Raw genomic sequence first — 13,263 nt, forward strand, 5'->3', positions numbered from 1 at the left:
GGATTCACGCTGATGAGGCGCTGCCCGGGCTGTTCGCCGTGAGGAAGTCCGTTACGAGCGCGGCGACCGCCTTCGGCTGCTCGGCGAGCATATTGTGGCTGGCATCCAGCTCTTTGACCTGAATATTGGACGGCACGTCAGCGAGGTCCCGGCGCACCCCCCTTCTGAAGGCTTCCATCAATTCCCCGCCCGACATCCCCGGCGGGTCCTGGGTCGGAATCACCACCAGCGCGGCACAGGTGACCTGACGCAGCAGCGGAATCGTGTCGCGGAACTCCGGCGTGTATCGCACCGCTTCGAGGAGTGCCGCGCTGGGCCGGGCGTAGGTGTTCCCGTCCTTCTCGGTGAGAGCCCTCGTGGAGAACATCGCCTGGAACTCGGCGGACAGCGGTCGGCCCATGTTCGCGGCCTGCGCGTCGAACATGGCCTTGAGTTTCGCCAGTTCCTGGTCCCTTGCGGCCGGATCCATCCCCGGATAGTTGTCCGGGTCGTTCTCGGCGGATCGCAATCCGTCCAGGTTGACGATGCCCGGGCATCCGGGATGGCGCCGGGCCCAAAGTACGGCGAGCATTCCGCCCAGCGAGTGCCCGACTATTGCCGGGTTGCCGAGGTCGAAACGCCGCACCACGACCTCGATGTCGTCCAGAACTCTTTCCCACTCCCATGGCCCATCGCCGGACAGGCCGTGGCCCCGCAGATCCATGGCCACGGCCCGGTGGTCTCCAAGCTCCAGCGCGTCCCAGGCTTCCAGGGTGCCGCCGAGCCCGTGGAGAAGAAGCACGGGTTCGCCGTCCCCGCCTAAGTCCCGCGCGGCGAGGGGTATTTCGTGTTCAGTGATGGTCACGTCGTGCGGCATAACGCTCCTGAGGTTGGTTCAGTCGTTCGTGTATGGATTCTGCGGTCACCCCGCCGTCGGGATGCCGGTCGAGCTTGGCGCGTTTGACGAGGTCGTGAACGCCCTGTCGGGTGATGCCCAGCATCGCCCCCGCCGTGGCGAACGGCACCGCGGTCTTGCCCGGGTGGCCCACACGTCTGGCCACCGTCCGGCCAAAGGCCGTGCGCCACCACTCGTCGGGTGGATCGAACGGACCGTCTCCGGGAAAGACCGCCGCGATCAGCCGCGCTGCCGTATGAACCGCGAGCCGGTCGTCGGGTCCCAGCAACTGCGCGGCCCAAACCTCGGCCTCGATCCGCAATCGACCTCTGACCGGACCCACCTGTTCGTCCGAGCCGAACAGGATCTCCAGCGGATCGACGATCCGCCGCTCGATCAGTCTGACCAGCTCACCAGCCAACGCGACGTGCTCGCCCGTACTCACTTGACGAACAATAGCAAGTACTTGCTCTCGTTCGTCAAGTATCAATCGCGAAGCCGCTTCCGCTCGTTGATCCGACGGATATGAGCGCGGTGGGCGCGGTCGTGGTCCCGTTCGGGCTGCGGTCACTGCCTGTAGGTCGCTCCTGCGGTTTTACTGGGAGGGAGAAAACGCAGAGTAAGTGACTGATTTCACTTCGGTCACATTACTTGACTCATGGTCTAATAATTCGCAAGGCTCTCCTTCTATCTCGGGGCGTGACAACCGATTCGGGAGCCTTGTAATGACAAGAGCGCGACGTCTCGCAGCCGCCGGAGCCTTGGCGGCCTTCGTGGTCGGGGGCGTGAGCATGGTGGCGGGCATCGGAACCGCTTCGGCCACCACGCAGGACGAGCCGAACGCGGGCGCCACCTGCCTGCTGCCCATCCTGCCGTGCGAGGTCCAGCCGTCGCTCGCGGTGCCCGACCTGCCCATCCCCAACCCGCTCGACAGCTGGTCCAGCGCGCCCACGACGGACGACTCGTGGTCGCCGCCGCCCGATGAGCCAGCGCCCTCGAAGGAGCCCGACCGGCCGTGGAAACCGGCCGACGAAGAAGAGCACCGGATGCCGCAGGGCCATCCCGAGACGGGCGGTGGCGGGCTGGTGCCTGAGCCGCCGGTGTGGCCGTTCGCGGCGGGTGGGGTCGCGCTGCTGGCCGGGGCCGGGCTGACCGGGTTCGCCGTGCGGCGCGGCAAGGGCGACACGGACGCGGAGGAGATCGCGCAGGCCGCCCAACGCTGAAGCGGCCGATGGCATGGGAAGCGGGGCGGTGAGACGGTGGCTGGCTCGAAGCTGATCTGGGCCGGGGCGGGTGTGGTGTCGCTGGCCGGGGTGCTGCTGATCGGGTTCGGGATCAACGGCATGCTCGGCGACGGCGCGTCCGAGCCCGTGGCGGCCGCCGGACCCCAGGTGCCCCATGCGCTCAAGGCCACCAGCCTGCCGTCCCTGAACGTGCCGCTCGACAAGGTCGCCAAGCCGATGAAGGCCGCGCGGCCCACGGCCGTCTACATCCCCTCGATCGGCGTGTCGGCGCCGCTCATGGAACTCGGCCTCGACGCCGCCGGGGCCATCCAGAACCCGCCCTTCGACCCGCCGAACCTCGCCGGCTGGTACCGCTACGGCGCCGTCCCCGGCGGGCGCGGCGCCGCCGTGATCACCGGTCATCTCGACACGAAGAGCGGCCCGGCCGTGTTCGCGAGGCTCAAGAACGTCAAGCGCGGCGAGCAGGTGCAGGTGCTGCGGGCCGACCGGTCCGTGGCCGTGTTCGTGGTGGACCGGGTCGAGCACACGCCGAAGAAGAGCTTCCCGACCAAGAAGGTGTACGGGAAGATCGACTATCCGGGGCTACGGCTGGTGACCTGCGGGGGGACCTTTGACCGGCAGGCCCACAGCTATCGCGACAACACCATCGTGTTCGCCCACCTCGCAGCGCCGTACCATCTCAAAAGCTAAGGATCGCGGGGCAGGCCGAGGGCGCGTTCGGCGATGATGTTCAGCTGGACCTCGGCGGTGCCGCCGCCGATGGTGAACGCCCTGGTGGTCAGGATCGTCCGTGACCAGCGGGCGTTCGACGGGTCGAGTGACCAGCAGTATTCGGAGACGGCCTGGGCGTGGCGCATGCCGAGGAGTTTGCGCACGCTGGGGGCCGTACCCGGGTCGGTGCCCGAGAGCTGGGAGAGCGTCACGCGCAGGCCGAGCGCCGAGATGGCCTGGCCTTCCGCCCAGAGGCGGCCCGCCTGTTCGCGCTGGGACTGCCGCAGGTCGGGCAGCTTGCCGACGAGTTCGATCATGTCGGTGTGCTGGGAGCCGGGGCCCCAGGAGTCGCCGAGCGCGACCCGTTCATGCGAGAGCGTGTCGCGGGCCACGCGCCAGCCGCCGTCGACCTCGCCGACCACCAGGTCATCGGGTACGAACACGTCATCCAGGAACACCTCGTTGAAGATCTCCTCGCCGTTGATCTCCTTGAGCGGCCTGATGGTGATGCCCGGCGTGGCCATGTCCACCAGGAAGTAGGTGATGCCCTCATGCTTGGGTTTTGAGGGGGAAGTCCTCGCCAGACATATCCCGAAATGTGCGTACTGGGCGAGGGATGTCCAGATCTTCTGGCCCGTCAGGGACCAGCCGCCCTCCACCCGGGTCGCCTTCGTCGACAGGCCCGCCAGGTCGGAGCCCGCGCCCGGCTCGCTGAAGAGCTGGCACCAGACGATCTCGCCGGCGAACGTCCTGGGCAGGAAGCGTTCGGCCTGTTCGGGGGTGCCGTACTTGACGATGGAGGGCACGGCCCACGCCGCTATGCCAAGGTTCGGTCGGCCGAGGTCGCGGAACTCCTGGTGGATGATCACCTGCTCCAGCGGTGACGCCGCCCGGCCCCACGGCTTCGGGAGGTAGGGCATGATCCACCCTTCCCGGGCGAACCTCCCCAGCCTGGCGTCCCGCTCCAACGCCCGCAGAGACGCCGCCTCGGCCCAGATCGTGTCGCGTACCTTCGCCGCCTCCTCGGGCAGATCAGGCTCCATGCGCCGCCGCACCCCCGCGGCGGCCAACTCGGCCACCTTCTCGGCCCACACGCCCGGATCGTTGGCCAGCATCCTGTCGGACAGGGCCCGGCGGTAGTAGCGATGCGCGTCGTGCTCGTAGGTGTAGCCGATGCCGCCGAGGACCTGGATCGCGTCGGCGGTACACCGTACGGCCGCATCGGGCCCCAGCACCGCCGCCACCCCGACCGTCAGCCGCGCCTCATCGCCGACCATCCACGGTCCGGTACGACTCGCGGCCGATCCGACCGTGACCCGCGTACGGCCGAGGGTCGGCGCGGCGGGGACCGCCTCGTCCAGAGCCCTGGCCGCGTCCCAGACGGCGGCGCGTGCCTGCTCCAGCGCCACCAGCGCCGCCGCCACCCGGTGCTTGACCCCCTGGAACTGCCCGATCGGCCGCCCGAACTGCTCGCGCACCTTGGCGTACTCGGCGGCCGTCGCCACGGCCCACGCCGCCACCCCGCACGAGTCCGCGCCCAGCAGCACGGCGGCCACCTCGCGCACCGGCACGACACCGAGCGGCCGCTTCCGCGTCCCGGTGAACCCCACGATCGAGCACACGGCCCGGTCGAGGTCCACGCTCTCGAACGGCTCGGCGGTGACGTCCTGCCACTCGAACAGCGACCACTCCCCGTCCCCGATCGGCAGCAGGAAGACGTCGGCCTTGGGGGAGCCCAGGGCGAGCAGCGTGTCGCCGTCGGCCGTACCGTGCAGGGCGACCGCCGCGCTGAGCGACCCGTCGGCGAGGCCTCCGAGCAGGTCCTTCGGCCCCCGGGACCGCGCGAGCACCGCCGAGGCGAGCACGGTCGGCAGGTAGGCGCCGGGCACGCGCCGCTCACCGAGCACCTCCAGCGCCACGGCCAGCTCCAGCAGCCCGTAGCCCTGACCGCCGTACTCCTCGGGCAGGTGCAGCCCGAGCACACCCTGCTCGGCCAGCGCCCGGTGGCTGGTGTCCCGCTCGGCCTGCCCGCGTACGGAGGCGGCCAGCGCCCGGTGTTCCTCGGTCAGCCCGATCCCCATGCGACCGAATCTAGAAGCCCGGTGTGTCGATCTCCAGAGGTCAGAGGCAACGGATCACGCACAGTCGGCGTCGCGCTACGCCGGCCGCCGCATCGGTGAACAACCCCTGTGCGCGGCCGCCAGCCTGGTGGCCGCCCTCACCGCCGCCCCGCCGGCATCGGCATCGGCGAGAAGGTCGGTGACAACAGCGTCGTCTGCGTCTACGTCCACACCGTCCCCGCCGGAGAGACCGAAAGGGCGGCTCACCTTCCACATCACCCACTGACCGCCTGGGTATATGTCCCGCTATGTAGGTATATGGGGGTGATTGCGTGGATGGGATCGCCGATATGGGGGGCACCGAGGGCTGGGGACCCACCCATCCGCCGAGAGGCGATGAGCCGGTCTTCAAGGAGCCCTGGCAGGGGAGGGCGTTCGCGCTGACGCTGCTGTCCATCCGGGTGTCCGGGCGAAACGTGGACGCCTTCCGGCATGCGCAAGAGCGCCTGGGCCGAGCCGCCTACCTCGACGACGGCTACTTCGGCCGCTGGCTCAACGCCTCGGAGCTGATGCTCACCGACAGCGCCATCCTCGCGTCGGCCGCGATCGACGCCCGCGCTCGCAACCTGCGCGGCGAACACGTTGAGGAACCACCGATCCCCGAACCCGCGAAGCCCGACTACACGCCGACCGCTGCGGGCTCGCTCCGTTCGGTGGACGTCCCGCCGGCCTTCGCCGTCGGCGAGCGGGTACGCGCCAAGGACATGTCACCGCCCGGGCACACCAGGTTGCCGGCGTACGTACGCGGACATACCGGCGTTGTCGAGTTCATCCAGCCCGCCGCGCTGCTGCCGGACACCAACGCGCACTTCCTGGGCGAGAACCCCCAGCACGTCTATTCGGTGCGCTTCGACTCACGGGAGTTGTGGGGCGCCGACGCCGAACCCTTCACGCTCACCGCGGAGCTGTACGAGAGCTACCTGGAGGCACTCTCATGACCACCGGCGGACGTCTCCCCGCGGCGCTGCGTACCGAAGCGCTCGAGCAACTGCTCACCGAGCGGGGCCTGATCGACCCGAAGGCGATGGACGGGATCATCGCCAACTACGAGACCAGCGTGGGCCCGCTCAATGGCGCCAAGGTGGTCGCCAAGGCGTGGACCGACCCGCGGTACCGGCGACGGCTGCTCGCCGATGGCACCTCGGCCATCAAGGAGCTGGGCTTCGGCGGGCCGCAGGGCGAGCACATCGTCGTCGTGGAGAACACCGCGACCACCCACAACGTGGTGGTCTGCACGTTGTGCTCGTGTTACCCGTGGCCGGTGCTCGGCCTGCCGCCGAGCTGGTACAAGGATCCGGCCTACCGGGCGCGCATGGTCAAAGAGCCGCGTACGGTGCTGTCGGAGATGGGGCTCGAACTCGCCGAGGACGTACGGATCACCGTCCGCGACTCCACCAGCGAAGTGCGCTGGCTGGTGCTGCCCGAACGCCCGGCCGGCACCGAGCACCTGTCGGAGGAACAGCTCGTGCCGCTGGTGACCCGGGACGCGATGGTCGGCGTGGCCAAGGTCAAGGCGCCATGACCACCCCGCTCGAAGGTCAAAGCGCCATGACCACCCCGCTGGACGCCGAGGGGCCGGCCGCACCGCCCCGCTCCAACGGCGAGCTGGTCTTCGTCGAGCCGTGGCAGAGCCGCGCCTTCGGCATGGCCGTCACCCTGTACGAGGCGGGCGTGTTCACCTGGCCGCAGTTCCGGGCCGCCCTGATCGCCCGCATCTCAGCCTGGGAGAAGGACGAGCGCTGGAACTACTACCAGCACTGGCTGGACGCCCTGCAGGATGTGCTCGCCGGCCAAGGCACCGTGTCCGCCGAGGAGGTCACCGCCCGCGCACATACCCTGGCCCGACGCCACCCGGGCCACGACCACCTCGACGATCACGGTCACCCGTGATCACGCCCGCCTCTCCGGCCTGCCCGCGTGCGCGGCCGCGTGGCGCAGTGAGCGGCAGGCCACCACGACCCACGCGGCGACGAGTAGCGCGTAGAGGACGACGGCGACCCAGACGAAGATCTGCGAGCCGGTACGGGCAGCGAGGGCGCCGGTGCCGGTGACGCAGGCACCGAGCGGGAAGATGAAAGACCACCAGGTGACGGCGAAGGGCAGCCCCGCTCGGAACTCCCGTACGGTCAGCGCCGCGGCGAGCGCGAGCCACAGCATGGCGAAGCCCCACACCCCGACTCCGCACAGCAGCGCGACGACCTCCGCGCCGTGCGCGTACGACATGGGCAGCGCGCTCGGCGTCGCGGTGGCCAGCGTCCCCAGCCCTGTCACGATCTGGCCCAGCGCCCCCAGGCCGATCCACACCGTGGGGACCATCGCACCAGTGGGCGCGTCATGGTGCACCAGGCGGCTGTAGACCATGGCCAGCACCAGCAGTACCGCCACCAGGCCGAGCCCGAACATCGCGTAGCAGCCCAGCAGCAGGGCCAGCCGCGCCTGCCCGGCAGGCGTGTGCGGGACGAGCAGCGCGCCCGTCGTGGCCGAGACCAACGGTGGTACCACCGGCATCAGCCAGCCACCGAACGCCGCGTCCGGTGCGAAGCGGTGCCGGGTGACCATCAGGTACGGCACCGTACAGGCAGTGGCGAGACCGAGTGCGGTGCCGAGCGACCACAGCGCCCAGTCCACCTCCAGCGCGGCCCGCGCCCCGATCACCGGCTGACCGAGTCGCAGTGCCCCGGCACCTACCGTGAGCAGCGCCACGGCCGGCGCGCCGAAGAATTGAGCGTGCACCGGATCCGCGGCGTGCAGGCGCAGCGCCCGCTGCCAGACGTAGCCGACCGTCAGCACGACGAGCAGCAGGCCGGCCCCCGACCAGACCACCGTGGCGGCGACCAGCAGCCCAGGAAAGCTTCGGGGCAGGGTGACCGCCGCGTTGGCGACGATACCGGTGCCCATGACGGCCGCGAACCAGCTGGGGGCGAGCAGCGCACGACCTATGGGCGGCGGGGAGAGCCCCGGGTCCACGTCGCCCTCGGCAGGGATGGCTCGGGCATTGCTGGGGTGGGGTGTCACGGCGTAGAACGCCTCTTTCTCCGTCTGGGGAATCACCGTCGTGAACCGGCCGACCGGAGGGCCCCAGCCCAGCACATCGCGGGCCGCGGCCAAGTCCGTCGGCCCGTTGGCATCACGGTATGGCGGCCGCTCGTCCCGGGCGGATAGCAGCGTGTGCCACAACGCCCTCACATCAGGACATTCAACGGAGCGGGTCCGCCACTCCGGTGGTGTGGAAACGCGCCCGGAACACGCCTGGAGTCACCTTGAGATTGCGTACGAACGCTCTGCGTAGTGACTCCGCGGAGCCGAACCCGGTGCGGCGGGCGATCACCGCCATGGGATCGTCGCCGGTCTCCAGCATCGCCTGCGCCGCTTCCAGCCGGATCTGCTCCACGTACCGGGCCGGTGTCGTGCCCATCTCGTCGTAGAAGAGCCGGGTCACGTGGCGGGAGCTGATGCCGGCTCTGCGCGCCATGGTGGACAGCGTGTGGGTGGCGCCTGGATCTTCCACGACGGCGTCGAGCACCCGGCGGAGCATCTCCTGGCGAGTGTGCGGAGCACGGGCGCGCACGCTGAACTGGGACTGCCCGCCGGGCCGTTGCATGAACACCACCATGTCCTTGGCCACCGCGCGGGCCACTTCGGCTCCACAGTGCTGTTCCACGAGAGCCAGTGAGAGGTCGATGCCCGCGCTCACCCCGGCCGAGGTCATCACCTTCCCGTCCTGGACGAAGATCGCGTCGGACTCGACCTGGACGGCGGGGAAACGCAGGGCGAGATCCCGTGAGTGGCGCCAGTGGGTGGCGGCGCGACGGCCGTCCAGGAGGCCGGCGGCGGCCAGCAGGAAGGCGCCGGTGCAGACGGAAACAGTGCGACGAGAGTTCGCGTCGAGCCTGCGCACCATGTCCAGCAGCGCGTCGTCCTTGATCAGCTGGTCCCAGCCCGGACCTCCGGGTATCACCAGGACGTCGCTGGTCTCGTGCGCGTCCTTGACGGCCATGTCGACGCTGAGCCGGGTGCCTGCCGAGGTCGTCACCTCGTTGCCGTCGGCCGACACGAGGTTCAGCCGGTAGTGGCCGCCGAATTCGTTCGCCGAAGTGAACACCTCGATCGGACCGGTCACGTCCAGCAGCCGGGCTCCAGGAAAGACGAAGATCGTGACGAGGAGTGGGCCGGTTCCGGCGTGTCTGGGGTTCATCGAATGCCCTCCGGACCTGCGATGCGGTGCCGCCGATGTTAGGCGTAGTGAGTTCGCAAAACAAACCGACTAGGCTCGCGGGGTGACCGATGTCCAGCCACGTGCCTGCCCTATCGCCGGGACCCTCGACCTGGTAGGGGAGCGCTGGTCGCTCCTGGTATTGCGTGAGGTGTTCATGGGCGTCCGGCGCTACGCCGACATCCGCGCCAACACCGGAGCGCCCCGGGACGTTCTCACCAAGCGACTGAGATCCCTGGAGGCCGCGGAGATCCTGGAGCGCCGCCCGTATCAGGACCGCCCTCCCCGCTCCGAGTACCACCTGACGGCAGCGGGGCAGGCGCTGGAGCCGGTGCTGATCGGGCTCCGGGAATGGGGCATCCGGCACCTGCGGAACCCGCCGCCCGCACCGCGGTTCCTGCACACGTGCGGTGCCGAGGTGCAGACGCGGATCGTCTGCGCGGAGTGCGGCGAACCTCTTGAGGGAGGTGGATTGGTGAAGGTGCCGCAGGAGCCGGACCGTCCCCGTGCAATCGGGCGCCTCTAGGAAAGGGCGTCCGATCCCGCCCGCGCAGGACCGGACACCCGGTCGCGGCCGCTCGGGAATCTGAGCACCAAGACGGCGGTCAGGACGAGGGCGGCGGTCTGAAGGGCGAGTTGCACCCCATAGTTGATCTCTTGGGTGGGGAACGCGCCGCTGCTCAGGTAGATCGAGGTATGTACGCCCACAGCCATCCACACCGCTCCCGTTCGCGCCCGGGCCGCCCCGCACAGCAGCCCGAGCGCGGTGGCCTGTACGACATAGAGGATCTTCTCCGCGATCCCCGAGGCGGGGCTGCTCGACAGGATGTGGATCGCGCCGAAGGACAGCGTGGTGATCGCCAGAACGGCGCGGGGGCTGAGCCGGTCGGACAGCGTGTCGTACAGATGGCCGCGGAACAGCAGTTCCTCCGGGAACGAGGCTCTCAGCATGATCAGGACGATGGCGACAGGGAGCATGAGGGGCGACTCGATCGCCGGCGGTTGCCACGTCGCCGCGCCCGCCCAGACGGAGACCGCGTTGGCCGCGAGCAGGGCGGCCAGGCCCACCGCCATGCCGAGCAGCGCCTGAGGCAGGGCCCGCCAGGTCAAGGTCATCCCGAGGCCGGACCACGGGCGGTGGCTCACGAAGCGCCGATAGACGTACAGGAGGAGGAGCACCAGCACCGTGATCAACGGCGCCAGGGCTTGGGAGCCGTCGAACAGGACGTTGCTGATCGCGACGACTCCGAACGTGGCCGCGAACAGCATCGCGATCGTGACAAGAACAGCACCGAGGATTCGCATGGCGGCACGCTAAAGCGCACTCGTCAGCGCGCACATCGAGCATGGGGTAGATCCGGGCGTGACCGAAGTACCGTGTCGCTGGGGGGATGTCCGGGGGCGGGTAGCCGCGTAGGGTCCCCAGATGTGATGTTTCGCGACCCCGGTCGGCCTGCCTTGCTGTCGGTGGTGTTCTGGTCGGTCTTCGCGACGGTCCTGGTCGGCGGCGTCGGATCCTCAGTCGGACCCGCCATCGGATCCCCAGTCGCATGGCCGCGCCTCGGGGTCTTCGCCGCTCTGATGGCGCTGGTGGCGGTGCTCTGGCTGATCATGCCATGGAGCCCCGACGCGAGCCCCGTGCGCAAGCTGGCCGCCCCAGGGCTCCTGGTGGCGATCTTGTTCGTCGGTCAGTTCCTGAGCGGGTGGCACACCGCGCTGGTGTTCGTCGCGATGGTGAACCTCGCCTTCGTGTACGACATGCGCCGCGCCATCGTGATCACGGCGATCTACCTGCTCTCCGTCGGCGGGTTCATCCTGGTGCTGCTCGGCGCCACCTGGCGCGAAGCGCTCGACCAGGTCATGCCGATGACGCTGCTCGCCGTCTTCTCGCTGGCCATGACCTCCGCCCTGCTCGAGGCCGGGCGGCAGCGCGCGGCGGCGCAGCGGCTGATCGAGCGGATCAGGGAGCTGGCGGTGGCCGAGGAACGCGCCCGGATGGCCAGGGACATGCACGACTCGATCGGGCACCAGCTCACCGTGATCAAGATCAACCTGGAGAACGCCGAACGCTACCGGGAACGGCGTCCGGAACTGATCTGGGAGGAGGTACGCCAGGCCAAGGAGATGACCGTGCGGGCGCTGGCCGAGGCGCGGCGCTGGGTGCGCGCGCTGCGCCCCCTCGCGCTGGACGGCCGGCTCGGCAGCGCCGCGCTCGGCCAGCTGGCCCGGTCCTTCGAGGGCACCGGCATCGAGGTCGGCTTCACGGTCGACGGGCACGAACGCCGCATCGACCCCGACTCCGAGCTGGTCCTCTACCGCGTACTCCAGGAAGGGCTCACCAACGCGCTGCGGCACGCCGAAGCCCGCCGGGTGCGTGCCCACCTGAACTTCGGCGAGGATCGGGTGGTGCTGACGATCGACGATGACGGCAAGGGCGCGGCGCGCGCGGCCGGGTTCGGCCTGTCCTCGCTGGCCGAGCGGGTGCGGTCGGTCGGCGGTAGCTTCCTGGCGGCCAACGCCCGCGACGGCGGGTTCGAGCTGCGGGCCGAGGTGCCGGTGGCCCGGCCATGATCCGCGTACTGCTCGTGGACGACCAGGAGCTCATGCGCCGCGGACTGCGCAAACTGCTGGAGATCGAGGACGGGATCGAGGTGGTGGGCGAGGCCGCCGACGGCAGGGAGGCACTGGCCGCCGTGCCGGGTTGCGCCCCCGATGTGGTGCTCGTCGACGCCAGGATGCCGCGGATGGACGGGGTCGAGCTGACCGCCCGGCTCGCCGCCGAGCACCCGAGCGTCGCCGCGCTGGTGCTCAGCACCTTCGAGGAGGACGCGTACATCTTCGGCACCCTGCGCGCCGGAGCCTGCGGCTACCTGCTGAAGGACTGCTCGCCCGAGGAGCTGATCGACGGCATCCGCAAGGCGTACGAGGGCGAGACCGTGCTCGACGGGCCCGTGGCCGCCCGGCTCGTGGCCGAGCTGCGCGGGCAGCCGCGCGAACCGAGCCGCTTTCGCGGCCAGGAACTCCTGTCGAGCCGGGAACTCGAGGTGGCCAGGATGATCGCCGTGGGTGCGACCAACCGGGAGATCGCCGCCCGGCTGTTCATCACCGAGGGGACGGTGAAGAACCACGTGTCGAGCATGCTGCGCAAACTGGGACTACGCGACCGCACCCAACTCGCCCTGCACCTGTCCAGGTAGTAAGGGGTTTTCAGGAGTCACCGAACTCCAGGTCCAGTGCCCGGGTGAAGTCGGCCACCGCCTCCTCGTGCCGCTCCATCTCTTGCAGGACCTCCCCCCGCACCCGGTACGCCCAGATGTAGTCCCCGTCCAGCTCGATCGCCCGGTCCAGGTCCTTCACCGCGCCCTCGTTGTCGCCCATCTCGCTGAGCACCGCCCCGCGGCTGCCCAGCGCCCGGTCGTTGTCCGGGTCGAGGTCGATGGCCCGGTTCAGGTCGGCCAGGGCCTCGTCGTAGCGGTCGACCATGCGCAGGGCCTCGCCGCGCCTGCTGAACGCCCGTACGTACTCGGGCTCCACCTCCAGCGCCCGCGTGTAGTCGTCGATGGCCTCGGTGTACAGGTGCATGCGCTGGTAGAGCTCGCCTCTGGCCAGCCACGAGTATGCCAGTTCCTCGTTCAGGGCGATGATCTTCGCGTGCTCCTCCAGCGCCTCGTCCAGGCGGCCGAGATCGGCGAGGGTGTCCGCCTTCGCCTCCAGGATCCACAGCGATTCGGGCGAGAGGGTGAGCGCGTGCTCGAAGTCGGCCATGGCCTCCTCGAAGCGGCCGAGCGAGGCGTACGCCTGGCCGCGCGAGCCCAGGGCGTACCCGCTGTCCGGCTCCAGCCGCAGCGCCTCGTCGAAGTCGGACAGCGCGGCCTCATAGCGCTCGATGATCCGGTGGCTCTCACCCCGCAGCCGCCAGGCTCGGGCATTGTCCGGCACGAGCGCGATCGACTCCGTAAGATCGGCGATGGCGGCGTCGTGTCTCGACAGCGCGATGTACGACTCGGCCCGGCTGCGCAGCACCGAGGCCCGAGACTGTGCGGCAGCCTCGGAAAGCTCCGGCTTTTCGTTGATCCCCTCGCTCATGATGGGAATCTATCT

General features: G+C 69.7%; 15 protein-coding genes. 8 read left to right on the plus strand and 7 right to left on the minus strand.

The window, feature by feature from the left end; all coding sequences use genetic code 11:
* Positions 1–4 precede the first annotated feature (4 nt).
* Positions 5–856 carry an alpha/beta hydrolase gene (locus AB0C30_RS08510; RefSeq protein WP_357941022.1) on the minus strand — a complete coding sequence of 284 codons (852 nt, stop codon included), beginning with the start codon at positions 854–856 and terminating at the stop codon, positions 5–7.
* Positions 831–1,319 carry a hypothetical protein gene (locus AB0C30_RS08515; RefSeq protein ID WP_357941025.1) on the minus strand — a complete coding sequence of 163 codons (489 nt, stop codon included), beginning with the start codon at positions 1,317–1,319 and terminating at the stop codon, positions 831–833. Before AB0C30_RS08515 ends, AB0C30_RS08510 begins: the two co-directional genes overlap by 26 nt.
* A gap of 280 nt (positions 1,320–1,599) precedes the next feature.
* Between AB0C30_RS08515 and AB0C30_RS08520 the strand changes: the two genes are divergently transcribed.
* On the plus strand, positions 1,600–2,097 hold the full coding sequence (locus AB0C30_RS08520; protein WP_357941027.1) for a hypothetical protein: 498 nt from the start codon (positions 1,600–1,602) through the stop codon (positions 2,095–2,097).
* 36 nt (positions 2,098–2,133) lie between these two features.
* The gene (locus AB0C30_RS08525) at positions 2,134–2,808 is read left to right on the plus strand and encodes a class F sortase (RefSeq protein WP_357941029.1); all 675 of its coding nucleotides are present in this window, start codon (positions 2,134–2,136) and stop codon (positions 2,806–2,808) included.
* On the opposite strand, the gene AB0C30_RS08530 is transcribed toward AB0C30_RS08525, so the two are convergent.
* Positions 2,805–4,910 carry an acyl-CoA dehydrogenase gene (locus tag AB0C30_RS08530; protein ID WP_357941030.1) on the minus strand — a complete coding sequence of 702 codons (2,106 nt, stop codon included), beginning with the start codon at positions 4,908–4,910 and terminating at the stop codon, positions 2,805–2,807. The two genes, AB0C30_RS08525 and AB0C30_RS08530, sit on opposite strands and share 4 nt — an antisense overlap.
* Before the next feature lie 311 nt (positions 4,911–5,221).
* Here AB0C30_RS08530 and nthB point away from each other — a divergent pair, with 311 nt between their 5' ends.
* From nthB to AB0C30_RS08545, 3 genes are read left to right on the plus strand one after another with little or no spacing between them, the layout of a single operon-like run.
* Positions 5,222–5,887 (plus strand): nitrile hydratase subunit beta, encoded by a 666-nt coding sequence (gene nthB, locus AB0C30_RS08535; RefSeq protein ID WP_357941032.1) that lies wholly within the window; start codon positions 5,222–5,224, stop codon positions 5,885–5,887.
* Complete coding sequence (gene nthA / locus AB0C30_RS08540) at positions 5,884–6,471, plus strand: nitrile hydratase subunit alpha (protein WP_357941034.1); 588 nt, start codon at positions 5,884–5,886, stop codon at positions 6,469–6,471. The genes nthB and nthA overlap by 4 nt, the downstream gene beginning before the upstream one ends.
* A 26-nt stretch (positions 6,472–6,497) precedes the next feature.
* Positions 6,498–6,839, plus strand: a complete 342-nt coding sequence (locus AB0C30_RS08545) for a nitrile hydratase accessory protein (RefSeq protein ID WP_357941036.1) — start codon at positions 6,498–6,500, stop codon at positions 6,837–6,839.
* On the opposite strand, the gene AB0C30_RS08550 is transcribed toward AB0C30_RS08545, so the two are convergent.
* Together AB0C30_RS08550 and AB0C30_RS08555 are read right to left on the minus strand one after the other, a co-directional pair.
* A complete protein-coding gene (locus AB0C30_RS08550) occupies positions 6,840–8,135 on the minus strand; it encodes a TDT family transporter (RefSeq protein WP_357941038.1) in 1,296 nt (431 codons plus the stop codon).
* Positions 8,136–8,145: 10 nt separating this feature from the next.
* Complete coding sequence (locus tag AB0C30_RS08555; protein WP_357941040.1) at positions 8,146–9,144, minus strand: GlxA family transcriptional regulator; 999 nt, start codon at positions 9,142–9,144, stop codon at positions 8,146–8,148.
* 82 nt (positions 9,145–9,226) lie between these two features.
* Between AB0C30_RS08555 and AB0C30_RS08560 the strand changes: the two genes are divergently transcribed.
* On the plus strand, positions 9,227–9,688 hold the full coding sequence (locus AB0C30_RS08560; RefSeq protein WP_357941042.1) for a helix-turn-helix domain-containing protein: 462 nt from the start codon (positions 9,227–9,229) through the stop codon (positions 9,686–9,688).
* Here AB0C30_RS08560 and AB0C30_RS08565 read toward each other — a convergent pair.
* Positions 9,685–10,467 carry a type II CAAX endopeptidase family protein gene (locus AB0C30_RS08565; RefSeq protein WP_357941044.1) on the minus strand — a complete coding sequence of 261 codons (783 nt, stop codon included), beginning with the start codon at positions 10,465–10,467 and terminating at the stop codon, positions 9,685–9,687. The two genes, AB0C30_RS08560 and AB0C30_RS08565, sit on opposite strands and share 4 nt — an antisense overlap.
* 126 nt (positions 10,468–10,593) lie before the next feature.
* Between AB0C30_RS08565 and AB0C30_RS08570 the strand changes: the two genes are divergently transcribed.
* Both AB0C30_RS08570 and AB0C30_RS08575 read left to right on the plus strand, forming a co-directional pair.
* The gene (locus AB0C30_RS08570; RefSeq protein WP_357941491.1) at positions 10,594–11,733 is read left to right on the plus strand and encodes a sensor histidine kinase; all 1,140 of its coding nucleotides are present in this window, start codon (positions 10,594–10,596) and stop codon (positions 11,731–11,733) included.
* Positions 11,730–12,359, plus strand: a complete 630-nt coding sequence (locus AB0C30_RS08575; RefSeq protein ID WP_357941046.1) for a response regulator transcription factor — start codon at positions 11,730–11,732, stop codon at positions 12,357–12,359. Before AB0C30_RS08570 ends, AB0C30_RS08575 begins: the two co-directional genes overlap by 4 nt.
* A 10-nt stretch (positions 12,360–12,369) precedes the next feature.
* Here the strand turns inward: AB0C30_RS08575 and AB0C30_RS08580 are convergent, their stop codons facing one another.
* Entirely contained in the window at positions 12,370–13,248 is an 879-nt protein-coding gene (locus AB0C30_RS08580; protein WP_357941048.1) for a tetratricopeptide repeat protein, read from the minus strand.
* Positions 13,249–13,263 lie beyond the last annotated feature (15 nt).

The sequence above is a fragment of the Nonomuraea sp. NPDC048901 genome (assembly GCF_040649695.1).
GTDB lineage: Bacteria > Actinomycetota > Actinomycetes > Streptosporangiales > Streptosporangiaceae > Nonomuraea.